Source organism: Bacteroides gallinaceum (assembly GCF_030373775.1).
GTDB classification, from domain to species: Bacteria; Bacteroidota; Bacteroidia; order Bacteroidales; family Bacteroidaceae; genus Phocaeicola; species Phocaeicola excrementipullorum.
Genome location: NZ_JAUDEN010000045.1, coordinates 1 through 15,448, shown reverse-complemented (window position 1 = coordinate 15,448; position 15,448 = coordinate 1). Strand labels below are relative to the sequence as shown.

Annotated in this window: 14 protein-coding genes and 1 pseudogene; all 15 read left to right on the top strand. The window is 52.9% G+C overall.

Annotation, left to right across the window (positions count from 1 at the left end; all coding sequences use genetic code 11):
* The first annotated feature begins 159 nt into the window (after positions 1-159).
* The 15 genes and pseudogenes from QUW60_RS14425 (at position 160) to QUW60_RS14355 (ending at position 15,389) form a co-directional block, all read left to right on the top strand.
* A complete protein-coding gene (locus QUW60_RS14425) occupies positions 160-2,280 on the top strand; it encodes a sialate O-acetylesterase (RefSeq protein WP_289561353.1) in 2,121 nt (706 codons plus the stop codon).
* A 43-nt stretch (positions 2,281-2,323) separates the two neighbouring features.
* Positions 2,324-3,178, top strand: coding sequence for an alpha/beta hydrolase (locus tag QUW60_RS14420; RefSeq protein ID WP_289561351.1), 855 nt, complete (start codon positions 2,324-2,326; stop codon positions 3,176-3,178).
* A 57-nt stretch (positions 3,179-3,235) separates the two neighbouring features.
* Complete coding sequence (locus QUW60_RS14415; RefSeq protein WP_289561349.1) at positions 3,236-4,495, top strand: DUF2264 domain-containing protein; 1,260 nt, start codon at positions 3,236-3,238, stop codon at positions 4,493-4,495.
* Between the two features lie 138 nt (positions 4,496-4,633).
* Positions 4,634-6,397 carry a glycoside hydrolase family 3 N-terminal domain-containing protein gene (locus QUW60_RS14410; RefSeq protein WP_289561347.1) on the top strand — a complete coding sequence of 588 codons (1,764 nt, stop codon included), beginning with the start codon at positions 4,634-4,636 and terminating at the stop codon, positions 6,395-6,397.
* A gap of 65 nt (positions 6,398-6,462) precedes the next feature.
* The gene (locus QUW60_RS14405; protein ID WP_289561345.1) at positions 6,463-6,768 is read left to right on the top strand and encodes a fibronectin type III-like domain-contianing protein; all 306 of its coding nucleotides are present in this window, start codon (positions 6,463-6,465) and stop codon (positions 6,766-6,768) included.
* A 65-nt stretch (positions 6,769-6,833) separates the two neighbouring features.
* Positions 6,834-7,916, top strand: a complete 1,083-nt coding sequence (locus QUW60_RS14400) for an alpha-L-fucosidase (protein ID WP_289561344.1) — start codon at positions 6,834-6,836, stop codon at positions 7,914-7,916.
* Between the two features lie 194 nt (positions 7,917-8,110).
* Positions 8,111-9,244: an aldo/keto reductase gene (locus QUW60_RS14395; RefSeq protein WP_289561343.1), complete on the top strand. Its 1,134-nt coding sequence runs from the start codon at positions 8,111-8,113 to the stop codon at positions 9,242-9,244.
* Between the two features lie 20 nt (positions 9,245-9,264).
* Positions 9,265-10,107 carry an aldo/keto reductase gene (locus QUW60_RS14390; RefSeq protein WP_289561341.1) on the top strand — a complete coding sequence of 281 codons (843 nt, stop codon included), beginning with the start codon at positions 9,265-9,267 and terminating at the stop codon, positions 10,105-10,107.
* 13 nt (positions 10,108-10,120) lie between these two features.
* Entirely contained in the window at positions 10,121-10,576 is a 456-nt protein-coding gene (locus tag QUW60_RS14385) for a cyclophilin-like fold protein (RefSeq protein ID WP_289561339.1), read from the top strand.
* 362 nt (positions 10,577-10,938) lie between these two features.
* The gene (locus tag QUW60_RS14380; protein ID WP_353479604.1) at positions 10,939-11,679 is read left to right on the top strand and encodes an aldo/keto reductase; all 741 of its coding nucleotides are present in this window, start codon (positions 10,939-10,941) and stop codon (positions 11,677-11,679) included.
* Positions 11,585-11,947, top strand: a complete 363-nt coding sequence (locus tag QUW60_RS14375; protein ID WP_353479603.1) for an aldo/keto reductase — start codon at positions 11,585-11,587, stop codon at positions 11,945-11,947. Before QUW60_RS14380 ends, QUW60_RS14375 begins: the two co-directional genes overlap by 95 nt.
* A gap of 7 nt (positions 11,948-11,954) precedes the next feature.
* The gene (locus QUW60_RS14370; protein WP_289561337.1) at positions 11,955-12,986 is read left to right on the top strand and encodes an amidohydrolase family protein; all 1,032 of its coding nucleotides are present in this window, start codon (positions 11,955-11,957) and stop codon (positions 12,984-12,986) included.
* Between the two features lie 13 nt (positions 12,987-12,999).
* A pseudogene (locus QUW60_RS14365) lies at positions 13,000-13,539 on the top strand (flavin reductase family protein); the annotation flags it as partial.
* A gap of 134 nt (positions 13,540-13,673) precedes the next feature.
* Positions 13,674-14,207: a flavodoxin family protein gene (locus QUW60_RS14360; RefSeq protein ID WP_289561335.1), complete on the top strand. Its 534-nt coding sequence runs from the start codon at positions 13,674-13,676 to the stop codon at positions 14,205-14,207.
* Between the two features lie 15 nt (positions 14,208-14,222).
* A complete protein-coding gene (locus QUW60_RS14355; protein ID WP_289561333.1) occupies positions 14,223-15,389 on the top strand; it encodes a carboxymuconolactone decarboxylase family protein in 1,167 nt (388 codons plus the stop codon).
* Positions 15,390-15,448 lie beyond the last annotated feature (59 nt).

Genomic DNA, 15,448 nt, shown 5'->3' with positions numbered 1-15,448 from the left:
TGAATCTGCGGCGGGCATACAAAAAACAGGCACGGGGGACACAGAGTTGCAGAGAAAAATGTTAATTTCGGCCTTGTAAATTTTGTGTTTCCGGTGCTTTTGCATTCGTCGTGCCGGGTGCATAACTGCCGGATGCTTTGTTAATTGAAAAAACTGCTTATGAAAACAAAACTGATTCGCTTGCTTTGTGTTTGTCTGATAGCTGTATCGGCATTGCAGACAACAGGTGCGCAGACTGCGCTTGCTCCCGTTCGCTGGGAGCGTCTGAATACGGAATTGCTGGCCGATCCGTTGGCGGACCGGACTATACAGCTCTTCCGCCAGGGACTGAAATATCCTGTCAACGACTGGTACAACAAGGTAAAGGGCTATGGAAGCCAAACGGGCAAATGCCTGGACTTCAAGGGGAATACGGAACATTACATCCGTCCGGTCAGCCATGTAGCGTTTTCGCTGGCTGTAGCTTTGCGCTTTCATGTCTATGATGAAGCTGTAACAGGAGTGCCGGTATCGGAGGCAAAGGCCATAGCTGTCCGTCTGATCCAGTCGCTGGCTTACCGTCATAAAGCCTGTATCGGAGAAGAAAAGGGATGGGGAAAGCAGTGGCAAAGCGCATGGTGGGCTTCGCAGGCGGCTTTTGCAGCTTGGCTGCTGTGGGACGAACTGGATGATGAAACACGCTTCCAAGTCTGTAGCATGACCGTGTATGAAGCAGACCGCTTTTTAGACTACAAGATTCCTTATTATAAAGACAAGGCGGGAAAGGTGATTTACAAGGGCGACAGCAAGTCGGAAGAAAACGCATGGAACTCTGATATGCTGGTATTGGCCTCGCTCATGTTTCCCGAACACCCGAACGCTCCCGTATGGCACCGCCGGGCAGTGGAACTGCAATTGTCTGCCTATGCTTCCCCTTCGGATATTCACAGCGGGAAGACTGTAAACGGAATTTGTCTGAAGGACTTTCTGAACGGAAGCAACATGGAGGAAAACGGAACGGTCGTCAATCATGGCATCGTGCATGTGGACTATACGGTGGCTTTCATGCAGAATGCCATCAATGTGCTGCCTTATGTGCTGGCGGGGAAACAGGCGATGGAGGTTTCGCTGTTCAACGGCGACCGTATCTATAATGCGCTGAACAATCAGCAGTTCGACGGACATACTATGTACGTGCGAGGTAAGAACGGAGAGGCGACTCATGAAATTTATTTCCCGGAGGGGAACGACTGGGGCACCAGCAAGCAGGTGAACTGCTGGCTGATGGATGTGATAGCTCACTGTTTCGGGCTGGACAAGGGCATGAAACCATCTGCGGCCGACTGGATGAAGGTGCGCGAGGATGAAATGCTGCGCATGCAGGGGCGGAACTCCAATGGCACGTATTATCAGGGAAAAGAAGATCTGTTTCCTTCCCGCGAAGAGTTTCTGCTGGCGGAAATCGCTTTCGGCTATCTTTTCCTGTGGGCGGACAACAGCCGGTTACTGCAACTCTCGAATGCTGCCTGCCGTATGCCGTCGGACTGTGCGGATGCCGCCGTGCTCTCTCCTTCTGAAGAAATGGACATCTATCTGTGCATCGGCCAGTCGAACATGGCAGGGCGTGCTCCCGTTCCTGCGGACATGCAGGATGACACGCTCGAAAACGTGTGGCTGATGAACGGAGAAGGCGGGTTTGAACCTGCCCGTCTTCCGCTGAATGCATACTCCAATATCCGGAAAGACCTTTCCATGCAGCAGTTAGGACCGGCGTGGACTTTTGCCCAATGCGTAGCGCAGAAAGGACATCAGGTGGGACTGGTTGTCAATGCACGGGGCGGAAGCAGCATCCAGCAATGGGAAAAGGGACAGAAACTCTATGAGGCTACTGTAGAAAGACTGAAACAGGCATTCCGTTCCGGCAAATTGAAAGCGATTTTGTGGCATCAGGGCGAAAGCAACTGCAGCGGTCCGGACCGGATCGCACCGGAAGAGTATGAGAAAAGACTGATTGCGCTGATGGAAAATCTGCGGAATGAGGCGGGGGATGCGCATGTGCCTGTCATCATCGGGCAGTTGGGGCAGTGGAAATGGGCCGGAAGGAACGACATCAAAGCATATAACCGTATGCTGGAGTCGGTGCCCGGCAAACTGCCAGAATCGGCATGTGTGTCTTCCGACGGACTGGAACCTGCCTTTCCGGGGATAGGGGATCCGCATTTCGGTGCGGAGGCCCAGCTGGAGTTCGGGAAACGGTATGCCGCCGCATTGGAGAAGATCCGGGCACATGCGGGCAGATAGTGCATGACAGGATAAAAATCGTTTGTTTCAAAAAAAAGTGAAGATGAGAAAAGCAGGTTTTTGGATAACCGTCTTGTCGGTATGGATGGCCGTCTTGTCGGTTCAGGCATCGCGTGTGGATACGGTTTGGGTGAAAAGCCCTTCCATGAACAGGGACGTGCAGGTAGTTTATATAGTTCCCCGGCAGGCTTGTGCCGGACAGCCGGAGGCCTGTCCGGTCATATATCTGCTGCATGGGTATGGCAACAATGCGAAGAGCTGGCTAAAATATAAGCCCGAACTGCTTCGCATTGCAGACGAGAAAGGCATCATGTTTGTCTGTCCCGACGGAAAGGACAGCTGGTACTGGAACAGTCCTTTGAATCCGGACTATCGGTTTGAGGAGTTTGTTTCCAAAGAACTGGTGCAGTATACTGACAGTCATTACGCGACAGTCGCATCGAGAAACGGGCGTGCCATAACAGGAAACAGCATGGGCGGACACGGTGCGCTGTGGAACGCCATGCGGCATAAGGACGTGTTCGGTGCGGCAGGAAGTACCAGCGGCGGAGTGGATATCCGTCCTTTTCCTGGCAACTGGGGGATAAGCAGGCAGTTGGGCGCATATGCCGACAACCGGCAGCGGTGGGAAGAGCATACGGTTATCAGCCAGACAGGCCGGATAAAAGACGGTGACCTGGCTCTGATTGTCGACTGCGGCAGTGGGGATTTCTTTCTGAAAGTGAATCTGGAGCTGCACCGGCTTTTGCAGGACTGCGGTGTCGGACACGATTTCATCGTTCGTCCGGGAGAGCATAACTGGACATATTGGATTAATTCGATCGATTATCAGATCTTGTTTTTTGAGAAATATTTCAAACGGCGGATGTCCGGCGTAAATGCGAAGCAGACAAAGTAAGGCATTTGGCGGATATCCCGAAAAGAGAATCGTAATGTTGAACTAAATAAAAAGATTATGAAAAAAATGAATTGCTTGGTGCTGCTGTTGGTGGCAGTGCTGCTGTTGCCTGCCGTACCGGTACAGGCGAAGAACAAAAAAGAAAAGGCGGAACAGGAAATGTCCACCGGTGCGCAGGACCGTGAACAATGGGTGAAATGGCTGTGGAAAATTTCTTATCCTGTCATACACAATCTGGCGGAAGGGACCTTGCGCAAGAACATGCCGATTGAATCACCGAGCGGCAATCCTGCCGGGTATGATGAAATAACCCATCTGGAAGCTGTAGGCCGTACGTTGGCTGGCGTGGCTCCCTGGCTGGCCTTGCCTGATGACGATACGGAAGAAGGTAAATTGCGCAAGCAGATGCGCGAAGAGGTTCTGAAAGGGTTGAAGAACGCTGTTGATCCGGCATCGCCCGACATGCTGAACTTCACCAAGCAGGCGCAGCCCATCGTAGATGCGGCTTATGTGGTTCATGCTTTTCTGCGTGCCCCGAAAGCTTTGTGGGAACCGCTGGATGACGTGACGAAGAAACGTTTTCTGGATTCGTTCAAAGCCTTGCGCGACCGTACGGGTGCCTACAACAACTGGCTGCTCTTTACCGGTCTGACCGAAGCCTTTCTGTTGCAGCAGGGCGAAAAAGCCGACCAGTTCCGCCTGCGTGTGTCGAAGAACAAAATACAGGAATGGTATGTGGGTGACGGCTGGTACAGCGACGGAAGCAAGTTCAGCATGGACTATTACAATTCGTATGTGCTGAATCCGATGATGGTGGCTATGCTGGAAACGCTGGTTCCTTTGCGTTGGGCAAGCCAGAAGGAATATGAGCAGGCCCTGAACCGCATGATACGCCATGCTGAATTCTGTGAGCGCATTATCGGTCCGGACGGAACTTATCCGGCCTTCGGACGTTCGGTGACCTATCGTACCGCTGCCTTCCAGTCGCTGGCCGATGCAGCTTTGCGTCACAAACTTCCTGAAGAAATCAAGCCAGCACAGGTGCGTTGCGCCCTTACCGCCGTACATCGCAACATGTATGACGGAAACCAGAACTTCGATGCAGACGGATGGCTCGTGCTGGGCTTCAACGGCCATCAGCCGAATATAGCGGACGGCTATACTTCTACGGGCAGCCTTTATATGGCGACGCTGAGTTTCCTGCCGTTGGGCTTGCCTGCCGATGATCCGTTCTGGACGGACGCTCCTGCCGACTGGACTACAAAGAAGGCATGGGCAGGAGAACCGTTCAAGAAAGATTATAAGGTGGAGTATTGACCGGGCTGCCTGCATAAGCTGGCACAGGGACACAAAGTTGCAGAGGAGGATTCCGGATTTGGACTTTGTGTCCCTATGTTTTTGGTGTTTGAATATCATCTTTATCCTTATGTTGTTTGACGAATAGAAAAACAGGTTATGAAAAGCTTCTATTATTTGGCCGCGGTGCTTGCGGCGGGCTTGCTGGCGCAGACGATGCCGTCACAAGCCAAAGGGAAAAAAGTTTCCGGAAGTTTTTATCACAAAGGCTGGACTGACCTTAACCGGAACGGCCGGATGGAAGTATACGAAGACCAGTCGGCCTCTGTCGATGAGCGTGTGAAGGATTTGCTTTCACGGATGACGCTTGAAGAGAAGATTGCCGAGCTGAATCTGGTTCCGTACTATGCGAGTCAGGATTCGGCTGTAAGAAGCAAGATACGGCAAGGAAAGATCGGCGCGCTGCTGAAAGCTAACGGGGCGGAACTGAACCGTTCGTTGCAGAAAGAAGCTGTAGAGTCGCACCGCCTCGGTATTCCGCTGATATTTCATGAAGATGTGATCCACGGCTATCGGACCATTCTGCCTGTCCCGTTGGGCGAATCGTGTTGCTGGGACCGTGAATCGGTGAGGAAGGGAGCCGCATTAGCCGCTAAGGAAGCTGCTGCCGCCGGTATCCAGCTGACTTATGCCCCTATGGTGGATGTTTCCAATGATCCTCGTTGGGGGCGTATCATGGAAACCTCTGGCGAAGACCCTGTTTTGTCGGCGGCATTGGCTGCCGCCCGTGTAAAGGGATTTCAGGGAGAGGACTTGAAGGATAAAGAAACGCTGATGGGATGCGTAAAGCATTTTGCCGGATATGCAGCGTTAAGGGGAGGACGCGATTATCAGAATACGGACTTTTCGTTGCGCGACTTGCAGGAACAGTATCTGCCTCCCTTTCAGGCTGCCGTCAATGCCGGCGTGGAGACGCTGATGTGTTCGTATACTTCGTATGACGGAGAGTCGGTCACCATGAACCGGTTCATGAATCATGATGTGCTTCGCGGACAGTTGAAATTTGAGGGACTGCTTATCTCCGACTGGACAACCCTGAGCCATGCCGTTGCCGAAGGGGCTGCGGCCGACGGCAAGGAAGCTGCCTGCAGGGGCATGAACAGCGGGCTGGAAATGGATATGGCTTCTTCGCAATACAGCCGTCATTTGCTGGATCTGGCGAAAGAGAATGCCGTGTCTGCAGACGACATCACAGAGGCGGTACGGAAGGCACTTGTCGTAAAATTCCGCCTCGGACTGTTTGACGACCCGTATGCTTACTTTGATGCGGAGAGGGAAAAGCGGACTTTGCTTTCGCAGGAAAACCTTGACCTGGCGTGCGAGCTGACTGTGCCGACCATGGTGCTGCTGAAGAACAGGGACGAGGCTTTGCCGATAGAGAAACCTGCCACGATAGCCGTTGTCGGTCCTTTTGCTTCGGACAAGACCAATCTGCTGGGCAGATGGAGCATGAAGGGACAGACGGAAGAGGCTGTCAGTGTGGAGGAAGGGCTGAAGGAGGTGATGCCCGAAGCGGACTTTAAGGTTGTAGGCTGCAAGCTGGGAGAACTGAACGATGCGTATGTGTCGTCTGCCGTTGCAGCAGTCCGTGAAAGCGATATCGCAATCGTCTGCCTGGGCGAAAGTGCGCAAAACAGTGGCGAGGCGGTGACGATGGGCAAGATAGAGCTTCCGCAGGATCAGATAAATCTGTTGAAAGCAGTCAGAAAATGCGGAAAGAAGAATCCTTCGGGGAAACTGACCCAGACTTTCCCGAGGCACAGCGGACAGATTCCTGTAGCTTATAATGAAAGAAGGACGTTTACCAAGATAGAGCCGGGCGATTTGCCCGAAGGCCCCAGTTCCCGTTCGGGTTTGGACTGAGCTATACGCAGTTTGAGTATTCCAATCTGTCGGTCAGCAGAGAAACACTTGGCATCGGTGATTCGTTGAACGTTTCCGTTGATATCAGGAACACCGGAAAGCGCAAAGGCCGTGAAGTTGTCCAACTTTATATCCGTGACAATGTAGCAACCGTAGTGCCGAGGGAAAAAATGCTGCGCGACTTCTCTTCCGTCACTTTGATGCCCGGAGAACAGAAGACCGTGAACTTTACGTTGCCTCCCGAAGCATTTAAGATTTACAACAACAAGATGCAATATGTGGTAGAACCGGGCGAGTTTGTTATCATGGTGGAACCGGATTCACAGCGGCTGTCGTCGAGAAAGGTTCTGGTCCGTGCCGATGGCGAATGAATGATGGACATAAGTGAGATGTGTGTAGAATCTTGTATATATCAACAGATTTTGAATCGTATTGTATGAAAAACATTGGCATAAAGGTGGCTTGTGCAATTGTGCTAGCAGTCTTGCTCTTGTCTTTGCCCGTTTCAGCGCAGCAAGTGTACGAGCCGCGTCCTTCGGAAAAGCCTTCCAGGTATCAGAAGCAGCAAATCAGAAGGAAGTACGGCATGTTTATCCATTTCGGCATCAACACATTTAATGATACGGAGTGGTCGGATGGCAGTTTGCCGCCCGGCTCGTATCGCCCGGATACGATTGATGCTGCACAGTGGATAAAAACGGCAAAGGATGCCGGCATGAGATACGTCATTCTGGTGGCGAAACACCACGATGGATTCTGCATGTGGGATAGCCGGTATACGGACTATGATGTGGCCCGTTCCGGCAATGCGACCGATGTGGTGAAAGCCGTGGCACGGGAATGCAGGAAACAGGGAATCCGTCTGGGGCTGTACTATTCACTGTGGGACAGGAAAGTGAACCCTGACGTTCAGAATCCGGAGAGCGATGAAGCCTACAACAGATACATGCTGGCGCAGCTGGATGAACTGATGGACATCACGTCGGAATACACCCGGATCGTGGAGTTCTGGTTCGACGGCAGTTGGGCGAAACCCAGTTACCGCTGGCCTGTGAGGGAAATTTATGAAACGATAAAGAAACGCGAGCCTCAGTGTCAGATTGGAATCAACTGGAGCATCGGTCAGGATGCCAACCCCAACGATCCCGACGCTCCGAAGGAATCGGTGAATATCAAGCCGGACAAGCAGAAGGAGGGCGATCCGATCCGGTATTTTCCGAGCGACTTCCGTTTGGGTGACCCGATGCTTCCGGCCGATCCGGATCCGAAACTGTTTGTCCACAATGGCAAAAAGTATTACATGCCTTTCGAGTCTACGGTATGTATTTCCAAACGCTGGTTCTACCATACGTCCGACACGGTCTATAAGTCTGTGGCCGAACTGAAGGAGGTTTATCAGCGTGCCACGGCACAGGACAATATCCTGATTCTGAACGTTCCTCCGGCAAGAAGCGGAAAGATGAGGCCGGGAGATATCGACTTGCTGCAAAAACTGAAAAAAGCAATCGGCGTGAAGTAGGCACGCCCGCACAGCACTTCGGCGTGAAGGGCATCTCAGCTTCCATCTGCATCCGAAAAACCGGGTACGGATGGAAGCGTCGTTTATGGGAAAACAATCCGTAAATCAGTTACAATCGTCAGTAAATAGGTTATTCTCCTTCTGATGGCGGTCCGTTATCTTTGCATTGAAGTTAATTCATAGAATCATAGATTATGGACCGAAGAAATTTTCTGAAGCAGGCATCGAGCTATGCCTTGCTTGCCGCCGGGACAATGGCGGGAGTGTCGGGCGCTTTTGCCGGCACGCCATCTTCTTCGAACGGACAGCCTGACAGGATGTCCGATGAATCAAAGCAAGGAGGAAATATGGAACAGCGCAGTTTGGGCGGACTGAATGTGTCTGCCATTGGTTTAGGATGCCTGCCTATGGTGGGCTATTATGGCGGAAAGTACGAGAAGAAAGACATGATAGCCCTTATCCGCAGGGCGTACGACAAGGGTGTCACATTCTTTGATACGGCTGAGGTGTACGGGCCGCATACCAGCGAAGAGTGGGTGGGCGAAGCCGTCGCCCCGTTCCGGGATAAGATAAAGATAGGAACAAAGTTCGGCTTTGGCGTGGAAGAGGGACAGCCGACCGCTTTGAACAGCCGCCCCGACCACATCCGGCGTGCTGTGGAAGGCTCGTTGCGCCGTTTGCGTACTGACCACATTGATCTGCTCTACCAGCATCGCGTAGACCCCAATGTGCCGATGGAGGATGTGGCAGGCGTGGTAAAGGATCTGATGCAGGAGGGGAAAGTGCTGCACTGGGGCATGTCGGAAGCCAGTGCACGTTCCATCCGCCGCGCCCATGCAGTCTGTCCGGTCAGTGCCGTGCAGAGCGAATACGCCATCTGGTGGCGCGAGCCGGAAACCAAGATATTCCCCACCTTGCAGGAGCTTGGCATTGGCTTTGTGCCCTACTGTCCGCTAGGACGCGCTTTTCTTACAGGCGTTATCAACGAAGACAGCCGTTTCAAGCAGGGCGACCGTCGTTGGAACCTGCCGCAGTTCCAGCCGGAGGCTTTGAAGCACAATATGCCGCTGGTCTATCTTGTCCGGGAATGGGCGCAGCGGAAAGGGGTTACTCCGGCGCAGTTCGCTCTGATATGGATGCTTTCCCGCAAACCGTGGATTGCTCCGATACCCGGCACGACCAATCCCGGCCATCTGGACGACTTCCTCGGTGCGGCTTCTGTCCGCCTTACTCCCTATGAAATGGAAGAGTTTGATGCGGCTTATGCAAAGATAGACCTGATGGGGCATCGTGCCGACCCGTTCACCGAAAGCCAGATTGACAAGTAATCCCGATAAAGCGAAGAAATATGGAATATGCAGCATTGAATAACGGAGTGAGGATGCCGATGCTGGGCTTCGGTGTCTATCAGGTGGATGATCACGAGGTATGCCGCCGGTGCATGAGCGATGCCATAGCCACGGGCTACCGTCTGCTCGACACGGCATCGGTCTATCTGAATGAAGAGGCGGTGGGAAGAGCTGTGAAAGAAAGCGGTGTTCCGCGCGGAGATTTCTTCCTCACGTCCAAGGTCTGGATACAGGACATGGGGTATGAACAGACGTTGCGGGCGTTCGACCGCACGCTTGCCCGGTTGGGCACGGACTACCTCGACCTGTATCTTGTCCACATGCCGTTCGGCGACGTGTTCGGAGCGTGGCGGGCGATGGAGCGGATTTACAGGGAAGGGCGCACACGTGCCGTCGGCGTATGCAATTTCAGCATTCCCCGCCTGGCCGATCTGGCAGCACACTTTGAGGTTGTTCCTGCCGTCAATCAGGTAGAAACACATCTGTTCAGCCAGCAGCAGCCGATGAAGCGGTATGCCGACGTGAACGGCATTCTTCTTGAAGCGTGGTCGCCTTTTGCCGAAGGCAGAAACGGCTTCTTCAGCCATGCAGTCCTTTCGCGGCTTGCACGGAAGTATGGGAAGACTGTGGCGCAGATAGAGCTTGGCTGGCTGATGCAGCGGGGTATCGCGGTTATTCCGAAGTCCGTACACAGGGAGCGCATCGAAGAAAACTTCGGTTCCATCGGTTTCAGGCTCTCGGACGAAGACATGGCAACGTGCGATACAGGAAAGCCCGTGGTGGGCGATTTTGACGACCCGGCCTTTGTGAAAGACTTGTGCGGCCGGAAATATGACATCTGAAAAAATCCGTTGTATGAAAGCAATAAAGTTTATTCCGCTGTTGGCCTGCCTGTTGGCGGCAATGCCGATATTCGGGCAATCAAAAGAAAAGAATGAAAGCATGAAAACAAATTCAATCAGACTGACAGTCAAAGTCGGCAAGACATTCACCGCTACTTTGGCAGACAATTCTTCGGCAGACGCTCTGATGAAGCTGCTGTCTGAAGGAGATGTGACCGTGGAAATGGAAGACTACGGCAACATGGAGAAGGTAGGTCCGCTGGGAACGGATCTTCCGCGCAATGACCGCCGGATTTCGACTGGCCCCGGCGACATTATCCTTTATCAGGGGAAATACCTGGTAATCTATTATTCGACCAATTCGTGGAACTTCACCCGGATCGGAAAAATAGACAATGCCGACGGTGCACAACTGAAATCGGCACTGGGAAGCGGCGGTGTGACGGTGACGCTTTCGCTGAACCGGTAGGCCGTTTATGCCTGGGTGTGCGGGCCGGATAAGGGCGGAAAGGAAGTGGCCTGTACGGGAAAATCGTCTGGGCGTTTTGCAGTGAAATGCAGCTTTCCGCGGAGCAATCTGTATCTCCAGTCTAGAGATGCAAATCTTCAGCCTGGAGATATATGTCTTCAGTCTGGAGATACATATACTCAGCTTGAAGACAGACTTTTCAGCGCGAAGCTCCGTCTGTCTTTCTGATGAATCCGGGACATTTGTACGGATGCCCGCATATTCCGTAAATAGGTTTGTTTTGTCAGTAAATGCGTTATCTTCTTTTCCGTCTTATCACCCTAATTTTGTAGTCAGAAATAACTTAAAAATGATAAGCAGACATGAAAACGAGAACATTGGGAAGACAGGGACTGTCCGCTTCGGAAGTCGGGCTGGGCTGTATGGGATTTACGCAGAGCTATCCGCCTTATCCCGACAGGAAAGAAGCCATCGCCACACTGCGCGAGGCTGTTGAACTGGGCGTTACGTTCTTTGATACGGCTGAGGTTTACAGTGCATTCAAGAACGAGGAACTGGTGGGGGAGGCTTTGGAACCGGTTCGCGACAAGGTGGTCATCGCCACGAAGTTCGGATACAATCTGGTGGATATGCCCGACCTCAACACATCGGCACGCCCCGTAAGTCTGTCAAGCAAGCCCGCCACCATCCGCAAGGCGGTGGAAGGGTCGCTCCGCCGTTTGCGTACCGATCACATCGACCTTTATTATCAGCATCGGGTAGACCCTTACACGCCGATAGAGGAAGTGGCGGACACAGTGGCTTCGCTCATCAGGGAAGGAAAAGTGCTGTATTGGGGGCTGTCGGAAGCTGCCCCTGCCACGGTGCGCCGCGCACATGCCGTCTGTCCGCTTGCGGCGGTGCAGAGCGAGTACTCCCTGGTGGTACCGCCAGCCGGAGAAGGAACTGCTTCCTGCGCTGGAAGAGCTGGGCATCGGCTTTGTTCCGTTCAGTCCGTTGGGAAAGGCTATGCTGACCGGACGCTTCGACCGCAATACGACATTCGACCAGACAGACTTCCGCTCTGCCATACCCCGTTTCCAGCCGGAGAACCTGAAGCATAATGTAGCTTTGGTGGAATATGTAGAGGAATTGGCCCGCCGGAAAGAGACGAGTCCTGCCCGCATTGCCATCGGCTGGCTTCTGGCGCAGAAGCCGTGGATTGTCCCTATCCCGGGAACAAAGCGCATCGAACGCATCAAAGAGAATATCGGCGGCGCAGACGTGCGTTTCACGGACGGAGAACTGGCTGACATCCGCCGTCACCTGGACAGCATTGAGATAGTTGGAGGACGATACCCTGAAGACCAGGAGGCACTGACCGGCAAATGACAGGATTATGGAAATGAAGCGAATCATAGCCTGTATAGCCGCTTTGGTGCCGGGCGTCATGCTTTATGCGCAGAAGCCGGTAGATGTGCATGCGCATATCATCCTGCCTGAATATAAGGAAATGCTGCGGCGGCACGGTGCGGAACTGGAAGAAACCTTTCCGCTGCCCGGGTGGGATACGGAACGTCATGCTGCTTTTATGGACAGCGCAGGCATAGGCTGTGCCGTACTGACTATGCCGGCTCCGCAGCCTTATTACGGCAACGTGGAGGAAAGTGCCGCCTGCATCCGCTGGATTAATGAAGTTTCGGCGAAGGTAAAGGCCGGGCATCCCGGACGTTTCAGGTTCTGCGCCTCCCTGCCTTTGCCCGATGTGGATGCGGCTGTCCGTGAAGCTGTGTACGCTCTTGACACGTTGGGGGCTGACGGCATCAAGCTGGCCACCAACAGCCGCGGACAGTATTTGGGTGATGAAGCACTCGACCCGCTGATGGAAGTGTTGAACGAACGTCATGCCGTGGTTATCATCCATCCGCACCGTCCTTCGCCTTGTCATGAGGGTATCGTGCGAACCACGCCGCTCGCTATGTACGAATATCCGGCAGAAACCACACGGGCTGTAGTGAATATGCTGGCGAGGAACGTCCTCGTGCGCTATCCGAATCTGAAAGTAGTCGTGCCGCATTGCGGCTCGTTCCTTCCGCTTGCCATCCCGCGCATGAAATCCATTCTTCCGGCGATGACAGCCAACGGATCAATGCAGCCCATCGACTGGGAGGGTAACCTGTCGCGGCTTTATTATGACCTGGCTGGCAATCCCACGGCAGAAGTCATCCGTGCCTTGCTTGCCGTCACCTCGCCGGAACATATCCTTTATGGGTCTGATTATCCGTATCTGCCGGAGAGTGTGTTGCGGAACAACCTGAACAGACTGAAAGAAACGCTCGCAGCCGACGGAGAGCTTGCCTGGTATGCGGACCTGTTTCTGTGGGGCAATGCATCCCGGCTGTTCGGCATAAAACAGGAAAACAACTTTTAAACCAGAAAACAATATGAAAAAGAATATCGGCCATATGCTGGCATTGTATCCCACACCCGCAGCAGTGGTGGGTACGGAAGTAAACGGAAAAGTAAACTGGCTGCTCGTTGCCCATGTGGGCATTATCGGGCACGACCGCATCATGTTGAGCATGCACAAGGCTCATTACACCAATCAGGGAGTGAAGGCTACAGGCAAAGTTTCTGTCAATATGGTAGACGAAGCCATGCTGGAGCGTGCCGACTATGTGGGATGTGTCAGTGGGGCAAAGGTAGACAAATCAGAAGTGTTTGCCTGGCATCCGGGCGAAGCCGGAGCTCCGGTCATTGATGAAAGTCCGCTGGTGATGGAATGTGAGGTGGTCGACAATTACGAAACCGATACGTTCGACAACTTCATCTGCAAGATCGCGAATACCTATGCTGAGGAGAGCGTCCTCAATGATAAGGGAAAACCGGACTACAGCAGGCTGAAACCCGTTCTCTTTGAGATGCCCGGCTATACTTACCTGCGGACAGGGGAGGAAATCGCGCCATGCACGTCGCTTGGAAAAGCACTTAAACAGCGCAAGTGATGGAGCGCAGGGACTTTTTTCGCAAATCCCTGCTTGCGGCTGCAGGGAGCGTTGTCTTGGGAAGCGGCATCGTGAAAGCCGTTGGAAGTTTGAACACTAAAAACAATAGCACAATGAAAATAACAGTATTGACCGGCAGTCCCCGCCGGAACGGAAATTCCGCTTATCTTGCGGAACAGTTTATCAAAGGGGCGCAGGAGAAAGGGCATGAAATTTACCGTTTCGACTGTGCCTTCAAACAGGTGGAACCTTGCCGCGCATGCAACCGTTGCGGCATGGACGGCCCGTGTGTGATAAAGGATGACTTCAACGAGCTGCGTCCGCATCTCCTTGCGGCCGACATGGTGGTCTTTGCCACTCCGATGTATTATTTCGGTATCTCGGCACAGATGAAACGGGTAATCGACCGCTTCTATGCCATCAACGGACAAATCAAAGGCCATTACAAGAAGGCCGCTTACCTGATGACGTACGCTGATACCGCGAAAAAGGAAGCGGAGCCTATACTTCTGCATTACCGCACGCTGATGGATTATCTTGGCTGGGAGAGCGTGGGCGAGGTAGTTGCTTCGGGTGTCTGGACGGCAGGTTCCATACGCAACACGCGCTATGGAGAGCAGGCTTATCAATTGGGGAAAAGTTTATAACAGATATTGCGCGATATGAGAAAACAGATTGTTCTTACAGCCTTTCTGCTGGCAGGATTGTTGCCGGCAGCGGCGCAAACCGGCAGCAAGACGGATCGGATAGAAATGTGCAAGGAAAACTATCGCACCCTTTTCGGAGGCGAGGCTCTGACCGGACAGGGTACGGATCCGGAGATGATGGACATTCTTCAGAAATTCATATTTGGCGAAGTGTTTGCTACGCGCAGTCTGAGCATGAAGCAGCGTGAAATGATAACCTGCGTCACTCTTGCCACCATGCAGACGCTTCCGCAACTGAAGGCTCATGCAGGAGCCGCCTTGAATGTGGGTGTCACACCCGTGGAGCTACGTGAGGCGATGTATCTGACAGCTCCTTTCATCGGCTTTCCGAAGATGCTCAACGCTGTCGGAACGGTGAACGAGGTGTTCAGGGAACGAGGCATCAGCCTTCCTCTGGATAACCGGACAACCGTTACCGAAGAAAACAGACACGAGAAAGGCAAAGCAATTCAGGACAAACTGTATCGCGGAGGGATCTCCGCCGTGATGGAAGGCGTGCCCGGCGGAATGGGCGAAGATGTATCACGTTTCCTGACCGACTGTTTCTTTGGCGAAATATATACTCGCGGAGCACTCAGCCTGAAGGCAAAGGAGCTGCTCGGCTATTGCATTCTGACCACACTTGAGGCGGAAAGCCAGTTGCAGTCGCACTTTCACGGCAACATCAATGCGGGCAACACGCCCGAAGAAATGACGGCTGCGGTCATCCAATGTCTTCCGTATATCGGCTTTCCTGCGGCAATCAAGGCACTGCGTATCATCAGCCAGGAAGCAGCCAAACCGGCGGATTCGCCCCAGGACAACTTGGTACGCCTATCGAAAATAACTGTCGATGCAGGCCGGCTGGACGAATACAATGCGTATCTGAAGGAGGAAATAGAAGCTTCCATGCGGCTGGAACCGGGCGTGCTCACCCTTTATGCCACAGCCGAGAAGGATGCGCCCGACAAAATCACCATTCTTGAGATCTATGCCAACCGCGCCGCTTACGAGAGCCACCTGAAGATGCCGCATTTCCTGAAGTATAAACAGGGCACGCAGGAGATGGTAAAGAATCTGGAACTGGTTGACACAAAGCCCTTGATTCCGGGACTGAAGATCAAGTACGTGAGTTCGGGCTAAGCTAATAAGTAAATAATAGAAATAAAAATAGGTAATCACAGAAATATTTTGTAAATTTA

What these genes read in the sequence shown, in the direction of transcription:
- QUW60_RS14425 (WP_289561353.1), top strand. Translation starts at nt 160, where the DNA reads ATGAAAACAAAACTGATTCGCTTGCTTTGTGTTTGTCTGATAGCTGTA.
- QUW60_RS14420 (WP_289561351.1), top strand. Translation starts at nt 2,324, where the DNA reads ATGAGAAAAGCAGGTTTTTGGATAACCGTCTTGTCGGTATGGATGGCC.
- QUW60_RS14415 (WP_289561349.1), top strand. Translation starts at nt 3,236, where the DNA reads ATGAAAAAAATGAATTGCTTGGTGCTGCTGTTGGTGGCAGTGCTGCTG.
- QUW60_RS14410 (WP_289561347.1), top strand. Translation starts at nt 4,634, where the DNA reads ATGAAAAGCTTCTATTATTTGGCCGCGGTGCTTGCGGCGGGCTTGCTG.
- QUW60_RS14400 (WP_289561344.1), top strand. Translation starts at nt 6,834, where the DNA reads ATGAAAAACATTGGCATAAAGGTGGCTTGTGCAATTGTGCTAGCAGTC.
- QUW60_RS14395 (WP_289561343.1), top strand. Translation starts at nt 8,111, where the DNA reads ATGGACCGAAGAAATTTTCTGAAGCAGGCATCGAGCTATGCCTTGCTT.
- QUW60_RS14390 (WP_289561341.1), top strand. Translation starts at nt 9,265, where the DNA reads ATGGAATATGCAGCATTGAATAACGGAGTGAGGATGCCGATGCTGGGC.
- QUW60_RS14385 (WP_289561339.1), top strand. Translation starts at nt 10,121, where the DNA reads ATGAAAGCAATAAAGTTTATTCCGCTGTTGGCCTGCCTGTTGGCGGCA.
- QUW60_RS14380 (WP_353479604.1), top strand. Translation starts at nt 10,939, where the DNA reads ATGAAAACGAGAACATTGGGAAGACAGGGACTGTCCGCTTCGGAAGTC.
- QUW60_RS14375 (WP_353479603.1), top strand. Translation starts at nt 11,585, where the DNA reads ATGCTGACCGGACGCTTCGACCGCAATACGACATTCGACCAGACAGAC.
- QUW60_RS14370 (WP_289561337.1), top strand. Translation starts at nt 11,955, where the DNA reads ATGGAAATGAAGCGAATCATAGCCTGTATAGCCGCTTTGGTGCCGGGC.
- QUW60_RS14360 (WP_289561335.1), top strand. Translation starts at nt 13,674, where the DNA reads ATGAAAATAACAGTATTGACCGGCAGTCCCCGCCGGAACGGAAATTCC.
- QUW60_RS14355 (WP_289561333.1), top strand. Translation starts at nt 14,223, where the DNA reads ATGAGAAAACAGATTGTTCTTACAGCCTTTCTGCTGGCAGGATTGTTG.